Source organism: Anabaena azotica SJ-1, from assembly GCF_047275885.1.
Classification (GTDB): Bacteria; Cyanobacteriota; Cyanobacteriia; order Cyanobacteriales; family Nostocaceae; genus Trichormus_B; species Trichormus_B azotica_A.
The window spans coordinates 2,645,761-2,661,029 of the sequence record NZ_CP178454.1 but is presented as its reverse complement, the minus strand read 5'-3'; the positions used below and the strand labels follow the sequence as shown (position 1 = coordinate 2,661,029).

The 15,269-nt window shown below is 39.6% G+C and carries 14 protein-coding genes and 2 pseudogenes; 11 read left to right on the top strand and 5 right to left on the bottom strand.

Going from position 1 to position 15,269, the window contains the following annotated elements:
* Positions 1-407 precede the first annotated feature (407 nt).
* Both ACLLO5_RS11700 and ACLLO5_RS11695 read left to right on the top strand, forming a co-directional pair.
* Positions 408-998: a hypothetical protein gene (locus ACLLO5_RS11700; protein ID WP_413175613.1), complete on the top strand. Its 591-nt coding sequence runs from the start codon at positions 408-410 to the stop codon at positions 996-998.
* 285 nt (positions 999-1,283) lie between these two features.
* On the top strand, positions 1,284-2,000 hold the full coding sequence (locus ACLLO5_RS11695) for an armadillo-type fold-containing protein (protein ID WP_413175612.1): 717 nt from the start codon (positions 1,284-1,286) through the stop codon (positions 1,998-2,000).
* 61 nt (positions 2,001-2,061) lie between these two features.
* Here the strand turns inward: ACLLO5_RS11695 and tkt are convergent, their stop codons facing one another.
* The 3 genes from tkt to acpP form a co-directional block, all read right to left on the bottom strand.
* A complete protein-coding gene (tkt, locus tag ACLLO5_RS11690; RefSeq protein WP_413175611.1) occupies positions 2,062-4,074 on the bottom strand; it encodes a transketolase in 2,013 nt (670 codons plus the stop codon).
* A 323-nt stretch (positions 4,075-4,397) separates the two neighbouring features.
* Positions 4,398-5,645 carry a beta-ketoacyl-ACP synthase II gene (fabF, locus tag ACLLO5_RS11685; protein WP_413175610.1) on the bottom strand — a complete coding sequence of 416 codons (1,248 nt, stop codon included), beginning with the start codon at positions 5,643-5,645 and terminating at the stop codon, positions 4,398-4,400.
* Between the two features lie 167 nt (positions 5,646-5,812).
* A complete protein-coding gene (acpP, locus tag ACLLO5_RS11680) occupies positions 5,813-6,067 on the bottom strand; it encodes an acyl carrier protein (RefSeq protein WP_413175609.1) in 255 nt (84 codons plus the stop codon).
* A gap of 209 nt (positions 6,068-6,276) precedes the next feature.
* Here acpP and ACLLO5_RS11675 point away from each other — a divergent pair, with 209 nt between their 5' ends.
* Both ACLLO5_RS11675 and eno read left to right on the top strand, forming a co-directional pair.
* A complete protein-coding gene (locus ACLLO5_RS11675) occupies positions 6,277-7,182 on the top strand; it encodes a CoB--CoM heterodisulfide reductase iron-sulfur subunit B family protein (RefSeq protein WP_413175608.1) in 906 nt (301 codons plus the stop codon).
* A gap of 180 nt (positions 7,183-7,362) precedes the next feature.
* Positions 7,363-8,652 carry a phosphopyruvate hydratase gene (eno, locus tag ACLLO5_RS11670; protein ID WP_413175607.1) on the top strand — a complete coding sequence of 430 codons (1,290 nt, stop codon included), beginning with the start codon at positions 7,363-7,365 and terminating at the stop codon, positions 8,650-8,652.
* Positions 8,653-8,759: 107 nt separating this feature from the next.
* Here the strand turns inward: eno and argC are convergent, their stop codons facing one another.
* Entirely contained in the window at positions 8,760-9,818 is a 1,059-nt protein-coding gene (gene argC / locus ACLLO5_RS11665) for an N-acetyl-gamma-glutamyl-phosphate reductase (RefSeq protein ID WP_413175606.1), read from the bottom strand.
* A 211-nt stretch (positions 9,819-10,029) separates the two neighbouring features.
* On the opposite strand from argC, the gene ACLLO5_RS11660 reads away from it, so the two are divergent.
* The 4 genes and pseudogenes from ACLLO5_RS11660 (at position 10,030) to ACLLO5_RS11645 (ending at position 10,876) form a co-directional block, all read left to right on the top strand.
* The gene (locus ACLLO5_RS11660) at positions 10,030-10,251 is read left to right on the top strand and encodes a helix-turn-helix domain-containing protein (protein WP_413175605.1); all 222 of its coding nucleotides are present in this window, start codon (positions 10,030-10,032) and stop codon (positions 10,249-10,251) included.
* A complete protein-coding gene (locus ACLLO5_RS11655) occupies positions 10,252-10,674 on the top strand; it encodes a ScaI family restriction endonuclease (protein WP_413175604.1) in 423 nt (140 codons plus the stop codon).
* Positions 10,656-10,730: pseudogene (locus tag ACLLO5_RS11650) on the top strand (hypothetical protein); the annotation flags it as partial. The gene ACLLO5_RS11655 and the pseudogene ACLLO5_RS11650, both read left to right, overlap by 19 nt.
* Positions 10,727-10,876 (top strand): ScaI family restriction endonuclease, encoded by a 150-nt coding sequence (locus ACLLO5_RS11645; RefSeq protein ID WP_413175603.1) that lies wholly within the window; start codon positions 10,727-10,729, stop codon positions 10,874-10,876. The pseudogene ACLLO5_RS11650 and the gene ACLLO5_RS11645, both read left to right, overlap by 4 nt.
* Before the next feature lie 61 nt (positions 10,877-10,937).
* Here the strand turns inward: ACLLO5_RS11645 and ACLLO5_RS11640 are convergent, their stop codons facing one another.
* Positions 10,938-11,099 carry a DNA methyltransferase gene (locus ACLLO5_RS11640; RefSeq protein ID WP_413175602.1) on the bottom strand — a complete coding sequence of 54 codons (162 nt, stop codon included), beginning with the start codon at positions 11,097-11,099 and terminating at the stop codon, positions 10,938-10,940.
* Positions 11,100-11,363: 264 nt separating this feature from the next.
* Here ACLLO5_RS11640 and ribBA point away from each other — a divergent pair, with 264 nt between their 5' ends.
* The 3 genes and pseudogenes from ribBA to ACLLO5_RS11625 all read left to right on the top strand — a co-directional run.
* Positions 11,364-13,037 (top strand): bifunctional 3,4-dihydroxy-2-butanone-4-phosphate synthase/GTP cyclohydrolase II, encoded by a 1,674-nt coding sequence (ribBA, locus tag ACLLO5_RS11635; protein WP_413175601.1) that lies wholly within the window; start codon positions 11,364-11,366, stop codon positions 13,035-13,037.
* Between the two features lie 221 nt (positions 13,038-13,258).
* Positions 13,259-14,575, top strand: coding sequence for an AAA family ATPase (locus ACLLO5_RS11630; protein ID WP_413175600.1), 1,317 nt, complete (start codon positions 13,259-13,261; stop codon positions 14,573-14,575).
* A gap of 116 nt (positions 14,576-14,691) precedes the next feature.
* A pseudogene (locus tag ACLLO5_RS11625) lies at positions 14,692-15,258 on the top strand (RloB family protein); the annotation flags it as partial.
* Positions 15,259-15,269 lie beyond the last annotated feature (11 nt).

The window sequence follows — 15,269 nt, the reverse complement described above, 5'->3', positions numbered from 1 at the left end:
TTTGTAGCACTGAGGTTGAGCCAAAGTGCTGACTGACGGTAAACTCCTAACTCTTATTGATTATCAGCCAACTAACCACAGTAGAACTTCTGACTTTTGTTAGATTAAGAAAATGTAAAATTACGAGATTACTTTTAAAGATTTTGTGTTGATTTTTTGATGATACAGATAAATTATGTTGAAACTACCAGTCAATAAAGTTTTTTGATAGGACTGGATATAACAATACTGATGAACACCTATGTGGTTTTTATGGTAATCTAACAGGAAAATCACCGTTAACTCTGAGCGTTAAAGATAGCTGGAAAGCTGAAATAAATCGGCATTACTGATTCTATTTGTATATGCTAAAACAAGAGCTTTTTTATTGACGTGGTTACTGTCTAGGAATGGTAAAGCAGGGTGTCATGGTAAATCAAGCTACTCTTCAATTAGAACAAGTACAAAAGCTGGAAAAGACTAACTTTCAGCTTGATAGCTCTGATGTACCTAACCAAATTGTTACTTCTGTAGGACAGGATCAAGTTGATGAAGATTTTGATGCCAAGCAGGTAATTTTACCCAGATGCATTCGTTTAAATTTGGATCATTTGAAATCTTATGAAATAGTAGACAACCAATTTAAACGATACGGCATTATTTTTAATAATTGTTTAGCTGTACAACCTTCAAATCCAGCTTTTCCAAGGCACTCAGGACTAAACCTTTTAATGGGATCTCCCAAAAATGGATTATTAGAAGTTGCTTTCTTACGTCCTGTTAACTGGGTTAGTGCCTTAGTGACTAGCTCACAGCGATTAGTTGTTGATGCCTACGACGAAGATGATAAATTACTGGATGAATCAGTTCTCCCCGCTGGTAATGTTGTAAATTCTGGGTCGGACATACCTCCAAATACTATGCTATCCGTAACAGCAAATTACATTCAAAAAGTAAGCTTCTGTTGTTTTGATGGACACTTCACCCTTGATGAATTTAAGTTTTGTTTTTCTCACTGACCAAAAGTAGGGTGTGGGTTGTAGGGAAAGATAGTTTTTCCCGCACACCACACACTTAAAAGTACAAGTCCAGATACCTCACTTCGTTCAGGACGCTTGACGATTTATTGATGGAGAAAAAATGTAGTTCGAGAAGCGTAGCACGAGAAATACAGTGTGCTGATTTGAACCCTGATTTTAATTATCGGGTTCCCTACACCCCTTTAATCTGAGCAATTAAATGAGGGAATAGTGAAGAGACTAATAACTGATTAAGTAGTTTTGTAATCAAATAGGTAAAAAATTGTGGTACAGGCTTCGTCTTCTTGGCGGCAATTAATTAACCAGTTTCCAGATTTCAAGGTAGGAAGCCAAAAGCAGCGAAATTTAAAACGTTTCTCTGAACCTGGAAGCATTCTTGGTTTCTTGACAATCGTTGTTACTATGCTGTTTTGGAACTGGAAGTTGTTGTTAGCACTTGCCGTTGGTATTCTAGTAATGCTTGTGGCTTACTCAATACCTAAATGGAACTGGCAACTAAGTTGGTTAGAAATACGCAGGTTTTTAAATAGTGCCAATAGTCGGTTGGCTTTAGCTGTAACCAGTGGCGGTATTGCGACTGTAATTAGTTATATAGCTGCTGAAATCTGGGTTGATTCCCCAAGTCATTGGCTGGCTGTTGCAACTATTGTCCAAGGTGTGGGGACACTGCTGACTTTAGTTTTGTTGGTTTGGCAAATCTTCAGCCTTCAAGGAAATCGAGAGGAAGAATATTTTGAGCAGTTGTTGAATAATTTAACAGAAACAGATTCCTTAAAGCGGTTGATTGCTGTGCGGCAACTGGCTAAATTTAGCACTCGTAAACAAGTTAATCCTTCAGTACAGAAAGAAGTTGTTGAATGCTTAGGACTTTTATTGAGTAGGGAAGAAGAAGCAGTAATTCGGGAAGCGGCTTTAAATAGTTTGCAAACTTTGGATGGATTGCAAATGCTAGTCTCCAGCAGTAGCAAATCTCTTATTTGACTAAAAAAAGGTGAGCCATTTGGCCCACCCTAAAAAAATAAGAGAAATAAACTATTGCTAATTAACCCAACAATGCGATCGCTTTAGCTAATACATTATCAACAGTGAAGCCAAATTTTTCCATACAAGTACCACCAGGAGCAGAAGCACCAAAACGATCAATGCTCACAGTATCACCTTCGGTGCCGACATATTTATGCCAACCGAAACTGCTGGCAGCTTCTACAGAAAGACGCTTGGTAACTGCTTTAGGTAGAACAGATTCTTTGTAAGCAGCATCTTGGGCATCAAATAAATCCGTGGAAGGCATGGAAACAACACGGACTTTTTTACCTTGTGCTGTTAACTTTTCAGCAGCACTTACACATAGGCTTAATTCTGAACCAGTACCAATCAAGATGAGGTCAGGTGTACCAGCACAATCTACAACAGTATATGCGCCTTTTTTCACGCCTTCAACTGATGTACCTGCTAAGTTAGGAACATTTTGACGGGTGAATGCCAACAAAGTAGAAGCTTGTGCCTTAGACTTCTCAATTGCGACTGTGTAAGCTCCTGAACATTCGTTTCCGTCTGCGGGACGAATTACGGTTAAATCAGGAATAGCTCGCAGAGAAGCTAGTGTTTCAATGGGTTGGTGAGTCGGTCCATCTTCACCTTGTCCGATGGAATCGTGAGTCATTACCCAAATTGACCCAGCTTGAGACAAAGCAGCCAAACGAATGGCAGCACGCATATAGTCGGTAAAAATTAGGAAGGTTGCACCGTAGGGAATCAATCCCGAACCGTGTAGCGCCATCCCGTTACAGATTGCGCCCATACCATGTTCCCGCACCCCAAAGTGAATGTTACGGTTTTGGTATTGTCCCTTTTGGAAATCACCAGAACCCTTGAGTTCGGTGAGGTTAGAGTGGGTTAAATCTGCTGAACCACCGATTAATTCAGGTAAAACAGCTGCCAATTTATTCAGGCAGGTTTCTGAATGTTTACGGGTGGGTAGTGGCTTATCTTCTGGGGTGTAGGTGGGTAGAACTTTATCCCAACCTTCGGGTAATTTACCACTGATGAAACGCTCAAATTCAGCAGCTTCGGCGGGATACTTAGCTTTGTAATTAGTTAAGGCTTTGTTCCAGTCACTTTCGTAATCGGCACCACGTTCTACGGCTTTGCGTGTGTGGTTGAGGACATCGCTGGGGATTTCAAATGGTGCATATTCCCAACCTAAGTTTTTACGAGTCAAGGCTGTTTCATCTCCACCCAAAGCGGCACCGTGAATACCAGCGGTGTTTTGCTTGTTGGGAGAACCATAACCAATGGTGGTTGTCACCTTAATCATGGTGGGCTTGTCGGTGACAGCTTTGGCAGCTTCGACGGCTTTGGAGATTGCGTCTAAATCGGTGTTACCATCTTTAACGTGGAGGACGTGCCAACCGTAAGCTTCAAATCGTTTAGAAACATCTTCTGTGAATGCTACATCTGTAGAACCATCAATAGAAATATGGTTATCGTCGTACAGAGCAATCAGCTTACCTAAGCCATAGTGACCGGCTAAGGAAGCAGCTTCACCGGAAATACCTTCCATGTTGCAACCATCACCAAGAATTACATAGGTGTAGTGGTCTACAATCTTGGCATCGGGTTTGTTGAATTTAGCGGCTAGATGTGCCTCAGCCATAGCCAAACCGACGGCGTTAGCGATACCTTGACCCAATGGTCCAGTGGTTACTTCCACACCAGCGGTTTCAAAGTTTTCTGGATGTCCAGGAGTTCTAGAACCCCATTGCCGGAATTGTTTGATATCTTCGATGGTGACGCTATCGTAGCCTGTCAGGTACAGCATGGCATACTGCAACATACAGCCGTGACCAGCAGATAGGACAAAGCGATCGCGGTTGAACCATTTGGGATTTTTGGGGTTATAGCGCATGAAGCGATCCCAAAGGACAAAAGCCATTGGAGCCGCGCCCATCGGCAATCCGGGGTGTCCCGATTTGGATTTTTCTATGGCATCAACAGCCAAAAAGCGGATCGAGTTAATACAAAGTTCTTCGAGGGATTGGGTTGCAACAGCCATAATCTCTTGTTTTTAACGACGGGTTAGCACTCTTTGTAGCTTTCTAATTCTGGGGTCATTATAAAGTGATCCCACCATTCTCATCATCCCATTCCTACTTGTAGATGGACAAGCGGGATCTTCTGAGTTTCTGGTGATGAATAGAGCTAATAATTGGGTTATGCCGAACCCTTGGTTCAGCTGGGAATGATATATATAATACTTTCCGCAGGTTCACTTCAGGAGGCAGCAGGCAAGGAGTAGGGAGCAGGGAGCAGGGAGCAGGGAAAGGAGGGGAAGCAGATTTTTATCAATGTCTAATTCCCCATGCCCAATTCCCAAAATTATTGGTATTTCTTAAAGGCTAGGGTAACATTATGACCACCAAATCCAAAGGAATTGGATAGTGCTACATCTACTTGTTGAGCGCGGCTAACATGGGGTACATAATCTAAGTCACAACCATCATCAGGATGATCTAGATGGATGGTTGGGGGAATTCGGTCATTTGCGATCGCTAAAACTGTAGCTACTGCTTCAATCCCACCTGAACCTCCTAACAAATGACCTGTCATGGATTTGGTGGAACTAATTGCTATCTTATAAGCATGAGCGCCCAAAGCTTTTTTAATTGCTGCTGTTTCTGTGACATCATTGGCTGGGGTGCTAGTTCCATGAGCATTGATGTAACTAATCATTTCTGGAGTCAGTTTAGCGTCTTTGAGCGCCAGTTCCATCGCTCTGGCTGCACCTAAGCCACCGGGTACTGGGGATGTCATATGGTAAGCATCACAGGTCATACCATAACCGATCATTTCTCCATAAATACGAGCGCCGCGTTGGAGAGCGTGTTCTAATTCTTCCAGAATTAAAATTCCCGAACCTTCACCCATAACAAAGCCATCCCGATCTTTGTCAAATGGACGACAAGCCGTATCGGGGTTATTTTTTGTGGAAAGCGCCCTGGCTGCGGCAAATCCAGCTACAGACAATGGTGTAATGGCAGCTTCTGACCCCCCACAAATCATGGCTTGAGCATAGCCGTTTTGAATCAAACGAAAAGCATCACCGATAGCGTTTGAACCAGCCGCGCAAGCTGTTACAGAACAGGAATTAGGCCCTTTAGCTCCGGTGTGAATTGCTGTTAATCCTGCTGCCATGTTGGCAATCATCATGGGAATCATGAATGGACTACAGCGGTCTGGACCCCGATTGAGGTAGACTGTTTGCTGATCTTCTAATACTTTAATGCCACCAACACCTGAACCGATCATGACACCTATCTGTTCAGCATTGAGGTCATTGATAATTAATTGCGCGTCTGATATAGCCTGTTTAGCAGTTGCGATCGCAAATTGGGCAAACCGATCCGTGCGCTTGGCTTCTTTGCGCTCCATATATTTATGAGGATCAAAGTTTTTCACTTCCCCCGCAATCCGACAGTCATGTTTAGACGCATCAAAAGCTGTGATCTGGTTTATACCATTGCGTCCACTTAACAATCCTTCCCAATATTCAGATGATGTGTTACCAATAGGTGTAATCGCGCCAACACCCGTTACAACAACGCGTTTACGTTTATAGTCTGTCATGATTCAGTTAAAGGTGGCGAAAAAGCAGCAGGCAGAACAATGCAGAACAGTATAGAGGCTGGGAACAGTGAACAGTGAATATTGAACAGCGACCAGTAAATAGTGATAACCGATAACTGACTCATCTCCCCAGTCCCCAGTTCCTAATCCCCAGTCCCTAAGAACTTTTAGGCAGATGTAGCAACGTGAGCGTTGATGTAGTCTACAACCTCTTGTACTGTTAAAATCTTTTCGGCATCTTCATCAGGAATTTCGATCTCAAATTCTTCTTCCAAAGCCATTACCAATTCCACTATATCTAGAGAATCAGCGTTTAAATCTTCTGTAAATGAGGCATTTGGAACTACTTTAGTCTTATCGTCAATATCTAGCTGTTCGATGACGATGTCCTTTACTTTTTCAAAAATATCAGCTTGGCTCATAGATAAAAGTCCTTAACAAGTTGCTATGATCTGCTCTTTATGGGAGATGATTTTTTGAGCATATACATCTTATCGGAAAGCGTGATCCTCAGTACAGTTATTAGTAATTAGCGGAAAAAAACAGGAAGTAGGAGGCAGAAAAGCTGCTTTTATAAGCTATTCATTTTAGATAAACATGGACATATAAGCTCTAAAACAAATATAATCTTATGCTATCACCAATGCTAAAATACGCTTACTACCCCGGTTGTGTTGCTCAAGGAGCCTGTCGGGAACTGTATTTATCAACTCAGGCGCTCACACACGCACTCGGTATTGAATTAATTGAACTCAAAAAAGCTTCTTGCTGTGGTTCAGGTACATTTAAAGAAGACTCCCAATTGCTGGAAGATACAGTTAACGCCAGGAATATTGCTTTAGCAGAAGAATTAAATCTACCACTTTTGACACATTGTAGCACTTGTCAGGGTGTTATTGGTCATGTTGACGAACGTTTGAAAGAATCCCAATCAACCAACCCCGCTTATTTGAATCAGGTTAATGGACTGTTAGCAAAAGAAGGTTGTTCACCTTATCAGGGAAGCACAGAAGTTAAACATCTGCTTTATGCCTTAGTAACAGATTATGGCTTAGAGAAAATTAGCCAGCGTGTTACCCGCAAGTTAAGTGGAATCAAGTGTGCAGCGTTTTATGGCTGTTATCTCCTCCGCGCTCAAACATCCATGCCCTATGATGATCCATTCCAACCAGAAGCTATGGAAAATGTCTTTCGGGCAGTAGGTGCAACACCTATTTATTATCGTGGACGCACTCAATGTTGTGGTTGGCCTTTATCTAGCTATGCCACTACAGAATCTTTCAAAATGGCAGGTATGCACATTCAAGAAGCATTAGTCGCTGGTGCTGATTGTATTGTTACACCTTGTCCCTTATGCCATTTAAACTTAGATTCTCGTCAGCCAGAAGTAGAAAAAGTAATTGAGAAAAGGTTGGGTTTACCAGTATTACATTTACCTCAATTAATTGCTTTGGCACTGGGAGTTAGTCCCAAAGAACTTGGTTTAGAACGTCATATTGTTTCGACAAAACCATTATTAGAGAAATTGGGATTTTAGTTTAGCCGTAACCTATGTTCTGTTTATTACTCAATAGGTTTGCTTTAACCCTTCATGATTGGAAATCTTCTTTAATCTCAGCCTATTTCGCCTCAGAAACGCATAAACTAACGGTTGGTTCAGAACTCAACTGAAAAGTCTGAACCCTTAAACACGATACAAACAAAGGACGAAGCAGAAATGACAAAATTTCTGGATACCGCTATTGAAGCTATTGTCGCCCGCGAAATTCTTGACTCACGGGGAAGACCAACTATTGAAGCTGAAGTACATTTGGCTAATGGTGCAGTAGGACTAGCGCAAGTTCCTAGCGGTGCTTCGACAGGTACTTTTGAAGCCCACGAACTGCGAGATGGTGATAAAAGCCGTTATGGTGGCAAAGGGGTACTCAAAGCAGTACAGAATGTGAAAGAAGCATTAGCACCCCAATTGTTAGGCTTGGATGCCCTAGACCAAGAATCATTAGATAAAATGATGATTTCTTTGGATGGTTCACCCAATAAAGCTAATCTAGGTGCAAATGCAATTTTGTCGATTTCACTAGCAGCTGCTAAAGCTGGTGCTGAGTCTTTGGGAATTCCTTTGTATCGCTATTTGGGTGGTCCTTTGGCAAATTTGCTACCTGTACCTTTGATGAATGTGATCAATGGTGGGGCGCACGCAGCTAATAATGTCGATTTCCAAGAGTTTATGATTGTACCCGTCGGTGCGCCTTCGTTCCAGGAAGCTTTGCGTTGGGGTGCGGAAGTGTTTGCAACTCTCAGTAAGGTTTTGGATGATAAAGGTTTGCTAACAGGTGTTGGTGATGAAGGTGGTTTTGCACCTAACCTGGAATCTAACCAAGTGGCTTTAGAATTATTGGTAGCTGCTATTAAACAAGCTGGTTACAAGCCTGGGGAAGAAGTTGCTTTAGCTTTAGATGTGGCAGCAAGTGAGTTTTACAAAAATGGGCAGTATGTTTATGATGGTAAACCCCATAGCCCAGTTGAGTTTATTGATTATTTAGGGCAGTTGGTTGACCAATATCCGATTGTTTCCATTGAAGATGGTTTACATGAGGAAGATTGGCAAAGCTGGCAATTACTGACTCAGAAGTTGGGTTCACGAGTGCAGTTGGTGGGTGATGATTTATTTGTTACTAATGCTACTCGCTTACAAAAAGGGATTGAGCAAAAAGCAGGTAATTCGATTTTGATTAAGTTGAATCAAATCGGTTCACTGACTGAAACTTTAGAAACCATTGATTTAGCTACTCGCAACGGTTTCCGGTCAGTCATTAGCCACCGTTCTGGTGAAACAGAGGATACAACCATTGCTGATTTGGCTGTAGCTACTCGCGCAGGTCAAATTAAAACTGGTTCTCTTTGTCGTAGTGAACGGGTAGCAAAATACAATCGTTTACTCAGAATTGAAGATGAATTAGGCGATCGCGCTGTTTATGCTGGTACTGTGGGTTTAGGACCGAAATAGGTGACAGGTGACAGGTGACAGGTGACAGGTGACAGTGAAGAAAGCAGGGGTGTAGGGGGAGAATATTAACTTTTGCCTTCTGCCTCCTGCCTTCTGCCTCCTGCCTCCTATGGATAAAATCCGACTTTGGGCAATCCCAAAGTTTCATCCCAGCCTAGCATCAGGTTCATACACTGAATTGCTTGTCCAGCTTGACCTTTAATCAGGTTGTCAATGGCTGACATGACGATGACGCGGCCTGTGCGTGGGTCTACTTCTATGCCGATATAGCAAGCGTTACTGCCACAAGCCCATTTAGTTTGGGGGTAAGTGCCACTATTACAGATTTTTACCCATGGAGAATTACGGTAAAAAGCGGTGTAAATTGTGATTAAATCATCACGAACTAAACCGGGATCTCGCAGTGTAGCGTAGACGGTGGCTAATATTCCCCGCACCATAGGAATGAGATGGGGTGTAAATTGGATTGTGACTTCGTGTCCTGCTAAGTCGCTACAAATTTGCTCGATTTCTGGGGTGTGGCGGTGACGGGCGACGTTATAAGCCCCTAGAGAGTTGTCTGCTTCGGCTAATAAGAGGTTAATTTTACCTTGTCTACCACCGCCAGATGTGCCAGATTTAGCGTCAATTATCGCTGTTTCTGGGACAATTAAGCCTTGTTTCAGGAGTGGTGAAAGGGCGAGTAGGCTGGCTGTGGGATAGCAACCAGGACAGCCAATGAGTTGAGATTCGGCGATGCGATCGCGGTACAATTCTGGTAATCCATAAACTGCTGTAGCTGCAATGCTGCGATCGCTTCTTTGTGTACCATACCAAGTTATATAAGTTGCTAAGTCACTGAATCTGTAATCTGCACTCAGATCCAGCACTTTACATCCTTTTTCTATAAGTTGGGGAGTGATTTGACAGGCTAAACCATTGGGTAAGGACAGAAACACCACTTCACATCTACTAGCAATGATTTCTGGATCTACCGCTTCAATTTTTAGGTTAATTATATTACCCAGATGGGGGTAAAGATCAGCAAAGGTTTTGCCGGCGCTGCTTTCACCACCTAAATAAACCAATTCAACTTCTGGATGATCCATCAAGAGTCGAACTAGTTGCACTCCGCCATAACCTGACGCGCCAACAATTCCAACTGGTACGCGCCTTAAATTACCCATGATCTGAAATCCTTATCCGCTTTTGGTTAATTCATTATCAACTATCAACAATCGAGCTATTAGCTCATTGGTGATCACCTATTTATTATTGAACTTTCGCTGCATTTTATAGCAAATAGCTGCTTTTAGTGTACTTATGAATTGATCTTTATCAAAAAATCACACTTATAGTGTGTAGAAATCTCTTACCAGTAAACATTATGTTCTTTATGTGACTGAAGATTCTCAACTCCAACAATTTGGCGAAACCGTTCGCAAAGTCAGAAAAGCCAAGGGTCTTTCCCAAGAACAGTTAGCAGAACTAGCAGGACTACATCGCAACTACATAGGTGGTGTTGAACGTGGTGAAAGAAATATTGCGTTGTTGAATATTATTCTGATTGCCCATGCTTTGGGAATGTCACCCAGTGAATTATTGCAAGGCTTAGATTAGATGGTATCTCCTTATTCTGGCATTCCCTTTGAAAAGTGGGCAGATAAAACTAAAGAACTGATAGCACAACATCCCCTAGATGTTAATGAGATTTATGAAATCATTCTTGATGTGTGGGATGAAATATTTGATTCTAGTATTACCAGTCGCGGATATAAAATAGGAAAAGATATATTTCCTAGTCCGCAAATTATTGGTTCACTATTACATGAATTGATTCCATTGGAATTATTTAGTAGATATCCTCATCTATGGCGACGAGAACAAAATACTACAGAAAAAGATTTAGTTTATATCCCAGATGACAGTTTTTCTATTGAAATTAAAACTTCTTCCAGTCCTCGTGGTTTTTTGGAAATAGGAGTTATGCACAAGAAAGCACTACTGGCAAAACCAAGAAGAGTAAATCAGTATACTATCTAATTATCAATTTTGATAATATAAAAAAGAAAACAAAAAAAATGGTAATTTATCGTTGACTCAGCCAAAAATAAGGCTTGTCCGTTTTGGGTGGATAGATCAAGAAGACTGGCAAGGACAAACAACTAAAACTGGACAACAAGCCAGATCAAGTTTAGATGTAAAACGCTACAAATTATTTGATTTACCTTTATCAAATAAGTGATAACTGTTTAAATGTACTCTTATTCTCACTCAAAAAATTATCAATTCTATTAGCAGCAATATCACAATAATCTTGACGAAGTGAGACGATAGACTTCATGTATCCATTTTTCACACCAATTTATATAATCATCTAATGGTAATGTATTTTTATATTCTTTACCAATATTATAAGGCGGGCTGGTAACAGTTAAATCAATTAATTCATCTGGTAAAAATGCCATTGCCTCTAAACAATCTAAATTATAAATAAGACAATTAGGGGCTTAAAAATAGGGTTTACCTAACAATTTAACTATCTCAGCACAATCCATAGCTTTAGACTCTGTGTATCTTAAGATTTTATACTTATATAGTATATATGAACTATTTTCTGTTAAGCAAAAGATAGATTAGTTATCTAGGACAATATCTGGTTTCGATAAACAAGCTACAATTTACAATAAGAAATTGTTAAAAAAATTTACGTTGGTAGCTGGAAATTTTCTGTGTCACAGCCTAAGACTAGCCAAGCCTTTGAATTTGATTCTATTGATGCCGCTTTAGCCGACCTGAAAGCTGGTCGTGTCATTGTGGTGGTAGATGACGAAAATCGAGAAAATGAAGGCGATTTAATTTGTGCTGCCCAATTTGCTACTCCTGACATGATAAATTTCATGGCGGTAGAAGCCAGAGGGCTAATTTGTCTAGCCATGACGGGCGATCGCCTGGACGAACTAGACTTACCATTAATGGTGAGTAACATTACAGATACTAACCAGACTGCTTTTACTGTCAGTATTGACGCTGGGCCTCACTTGGGCGTTAGCACTGGCATTTCCGCAGAAGACCGCGCCCGTACTATTCAAGTTACCCTCAATCCTGCCACACAGCCGCTGGATTTACGTCGTCCTGGGCATATTTTCCCGATTCGGGCTAAAGCTGGAGGTGTACTCAAACGCGCAGGACACACAGAAGCAGCAGTAGATTTAGCAAGATTAGCAGGATTATACCCCGCTGGGGTAATCTGTGAAATTCAAAATCCTGATGGTTCAATGGCAAGATTACAGCAGTTAATCGAATATGCTAAAACCCATAAACTTAAAATTATTAGCATTGCCGATCTGATCAGCTATCGTCTCCAAAACGATCGCTTGGTATATCGAGAAATAGTTACCAAGCTACCCAGTCAATTTGGTCAATTTGATATTTATGGCTACCGCCACACCTTAGATAATACTGACCATGTAGCGATCGTCAAGGGCGACCCAGCAAATTTCCGAGATGAGGCTGTGATGGTGCGGATGCATTCGGAATGTTTAACGGGTGATGCTTTAGGTTCTTTGCGCTGTGACTGTAGAATGCAGTTAAATTCCGCATTGAAAATGATTGAAAATGCTGGTCAAGGTGTGGTTGTTTACCTGCGTCAAGAAGGACGGGGTATCGGCTTGATTAATAAACTCAAGGCTTATTCTTTGCAAGATATGGGACTGGATACAGTCGAAGCAAATGAACGTTTGGGTTTTCCTGCTGATTTGCGCGACTATGGAATGGGGGCGCAAATACTTATGGATTTGGGGATTAAAAAAATTCGCCTAATTACCAATAATCCTCGTAAAATTGCTGGTGTGAAGGGCTACGGCTTGGAAGTTGTAGATCGAGTGCCTTTATTGATTGAAGCTAATGATTACAACTCTTATTACTTAGCAACTAAAGCCAAAAAGTTGGGACATATGTTGCTACAAACTTATCTGGTGACAGTAGCATTACATTGGGAAGATGAACCGGAATTAGTCACACAACGTTATGAGCGTTTAGAAAAATTGCGTCATTTAGCAAAAAATAATCATTTGCTGTTACAGGAAGAAGCTCGTCCGTTAGGAATCGCTCTATTTGATCAACCATCTTTAACTGTTCATTTAGGATTTGATCAGCCAAATATTGCCGATACTGATTGGTATGAACAGAAGGGGCATCCTTATTTACAAGCTATTTGTCAAATTTTGGATCAAATACTGAATTTACCCTATGTCCAGAAGTTAGATTTCTTAGTTTCTTCTGGTAGTGATCCTCTGACTAATTTGCAAGTACAGCTAGATCGTCAGGCTTTTAGTTCTGATGTACTACCCTCTTCTTTGAGCGATCGCTTGCAGACACAACAGATTTATAGTTTTAGTAAGTAGGATTGGCTAAATTTAAAAACATTGATAAAGCTCTAGCTTTACAGCTAGAGCTATTTGTTTATTTTTGTTTATTATTTCTGTATGCTTGAGTCATCCCACAAATAAAAGTAGATTGTTGAGAATTTACTATAAACTAGGCATTATTCTGTAATAAAATGTATAACTTATCCTGTTTGTAACAATTTGTGGGTAAGTGCAGATAGCGAATTAATCATAAAGTCATGCTTGTAGAATTTAGCGTAGAAAATTATCGTTCTTTTCAAGAAAAGCAAACATTAAGTATGGTAGCTGCTGAAGATGAAACCATGCTAAATAGTAACACTTTTCCTATGCCAAACACTGATAATTTACGCTTGGTTAAAAGTGCTGTAATTTATGGTTCAAATGCTTCAGGTAAAAGTAATTTACTCAAAGCTATGCAAACCCTGAAAAATCTTGTAATTAATTCGGCTAGTAGGATGCAATCTGGTGATAAATTACCTATTGAACCATTTAAATTAAATAGTGAATCTCCGAAACAACCCACCACATTTGAAGTAATTTTCATTCATAAAGGTACACGCTATGAATATGGGGTTTCTGCCAATCAAGAAAGAATTTATGAAGAATGGTTAATTGCATATCCAAATGAACGACAACAAAACTGGTTTTCTCGTCAATCTATGCCTGATAATTCAGAACTACAAATAGATGAATTATATCAATGGTCTTTTGGTAAAGGACTGAAGGGAGAGAAAAAAATTATTAGTAAATTTGTGCGGTATAATTCTTTATTTTTATCTCATGCTGCACAGAATAACCATCCTCAATTAACCGAAATATTTAAATTTTTTAGTGACCAGATAAATTTTCTTATCCATGGGTATACTGATATAGGTTTTCCCCTTAGTATTTTGAATAAAGATAGTTCTTTAAAACAGAAATTTGCTAAATTAATCACAGAGGCAGATATTGGCATTTCAAATATTGAGATTCAGATTGACCCCAGATTGACATCTGAAGAATTAAGTAAAATGAATCCTTTTCATCTCCAATTTATTAATCAAAAAGCTGACCTCCAATATATGGCTGAAGAAACTCTTGATACTCTTGAGGAATTTGATGTTATAACAATTCATAAAATGAATGATTCTGAAGAAGAAATAGAATTTGATATAACGGAAGAATCTACAGGAACACAACGTTTATTTGAAATAGCAGGATATTGGTTATATGTTTTACAAAAAGGAGAAATATTAATAATAGATGAACTAGATACAAGTCTGCATCCAGTTCTTTCTAAAGCATTAGTAAAAATGTTTAATGATCCAGAAATTAATAAAAATAATGCCCAACTAATATTTACAACCCATGATACATCTCTTTTAGATGCTGAGATATTTAGACCGGATCAAATTTGGTTGACCGAAAAAGATAAAAGTATGACAAAACTATATTCATTACTAGATTTTCGACCACGTGAAGATGAATCATTACAAAAAGGTTACTTACTAGGTCGTTATGGTGCTATTCCTTTTATTAATGGTTTAAGTATTTAGAGATTTAAAAAAATATGCCACGGGGAAAATCTACCAATAATCTAAAAAGAAGTTCAAGAAATCTAGAATCTAGAAGCTACTTTTTAATTGTAGTTGAAGGGTAAGAAACAGAATATAACTATTTTAAGTCTTTGGAACGTGAACTTAAATTATCAACAACTGATGTTAAAATAGTTTCTGCTTCTGGTGGTGATCCTCTTGAAATTGTTAATCAAGCTTATATATTATATCAAGAAAAACAACAGCAAAGTGATAAATTAGGTAAGCCAAAATATGATCAAGTATTTTGTGTATTTGATGATGATAACAAACCAGAGAAATATAAAAAAGCTCTCAGCACTGCAAAGAAATATAATTTTACTCCTATTACATCAATACCCTGTTTTGAATTTTGGTTTTTACTGCATTATTGCTACACTACCAGTCCATTTACTAGTTATAAAGAATTACGTCCCAAACTAGAATCAGAAATGAGAACAGCAGGTATTCTCAAGCAGGGAAAAAATTATGATAAAAGTGATAAGTCGCTATATGAAAAGTTAAAACCCAACCAAAAAACAGCAATTAATCACGCGATTAAATTAGAACAAAAACACCCTAACGAAGATGGATGTACAAACCCATCAACAAAAGTACATCTTCTAATTGAAGAACTAGAAAAACAAAAAGACTTTAAACCTTAAAATAAATATCT

What these genes read in the sequence shown, in the direction of transcription:
- ACLLO5_RS11700 (WP_413175613.1), top strand. Translation starts at nt 408, where the DNA reads ATGGTAAATCAAGCTACTCTTCAATTAGAACAAGTACAAAAGCTGGAA.
- tkt (WP_413175611.1), bottom strand. Translation starts at nt 4,074, where the DNA reads ATGGCTGTTGCAACCCAATCCCTCGAAGAACTTTGTATTAACTCGATC.
- fabF (WP_413175610.1), bottom strand. Translation starts at nt 5,645, where the DNA reads ATGACAGACTATAAACGTAAACGCGTTGTTGTAACGGGTGTTGGCGCG.
- acpP (WP_413175609.1), bottom strand. Translation starts at nt 6,067, where the DNA reads ATGAGCCAAGCTGATATTTTTGAAAAAGTAAAGGACATCGTCATCGAA.
- ACLLO5_RS11675 (WP_413175608.1), top strand. Translation starts at nt 6,277, where the DNA reads ATGCTATCACCAATGCTAAAATACGCTTACTACCCCGGTTGTGTTGCT.
- eno (WP_413175607.1), top strand. Translation starts at nt 7,363, where the DNA reads ATGACAAAATTTCTGGATACCGCTATTGAAGCTATTGTCGCCCGCGAA.
- argC (WP_413175606.1), bottom strand. Translation starts at nt 9,818, where the DNA reads ATGGGTAATTTAAGGCGCGTACCAGTTGGAATTGTTGGCGCGTCAGGT.
- ACLLO5_RS11655 (WP_413175604.1), top strand. Translation starts at nt 10,252, where the DNA reads ATGGTATCTCCTTATTCTGGCATTCCCTTTGAAAAGTGGGCAGATAAA.
- ACLLO5_RS11640 (WP_413175602.1), bottom strand. Translation starts at nt 11,099, where the DNA reads ATGGCATTTTTACCAGATGAATTAATTGATTTAACTGTTACCAGCCCG.
- ACLLO5_RS11630 (WP_413175600.1), top strand. Translation starts at nt 13,259, where the DNA reads ATGCTTGTAGAATTTAGCGTAGAAAATTATCGTTCTTTTCAAGAAAAG.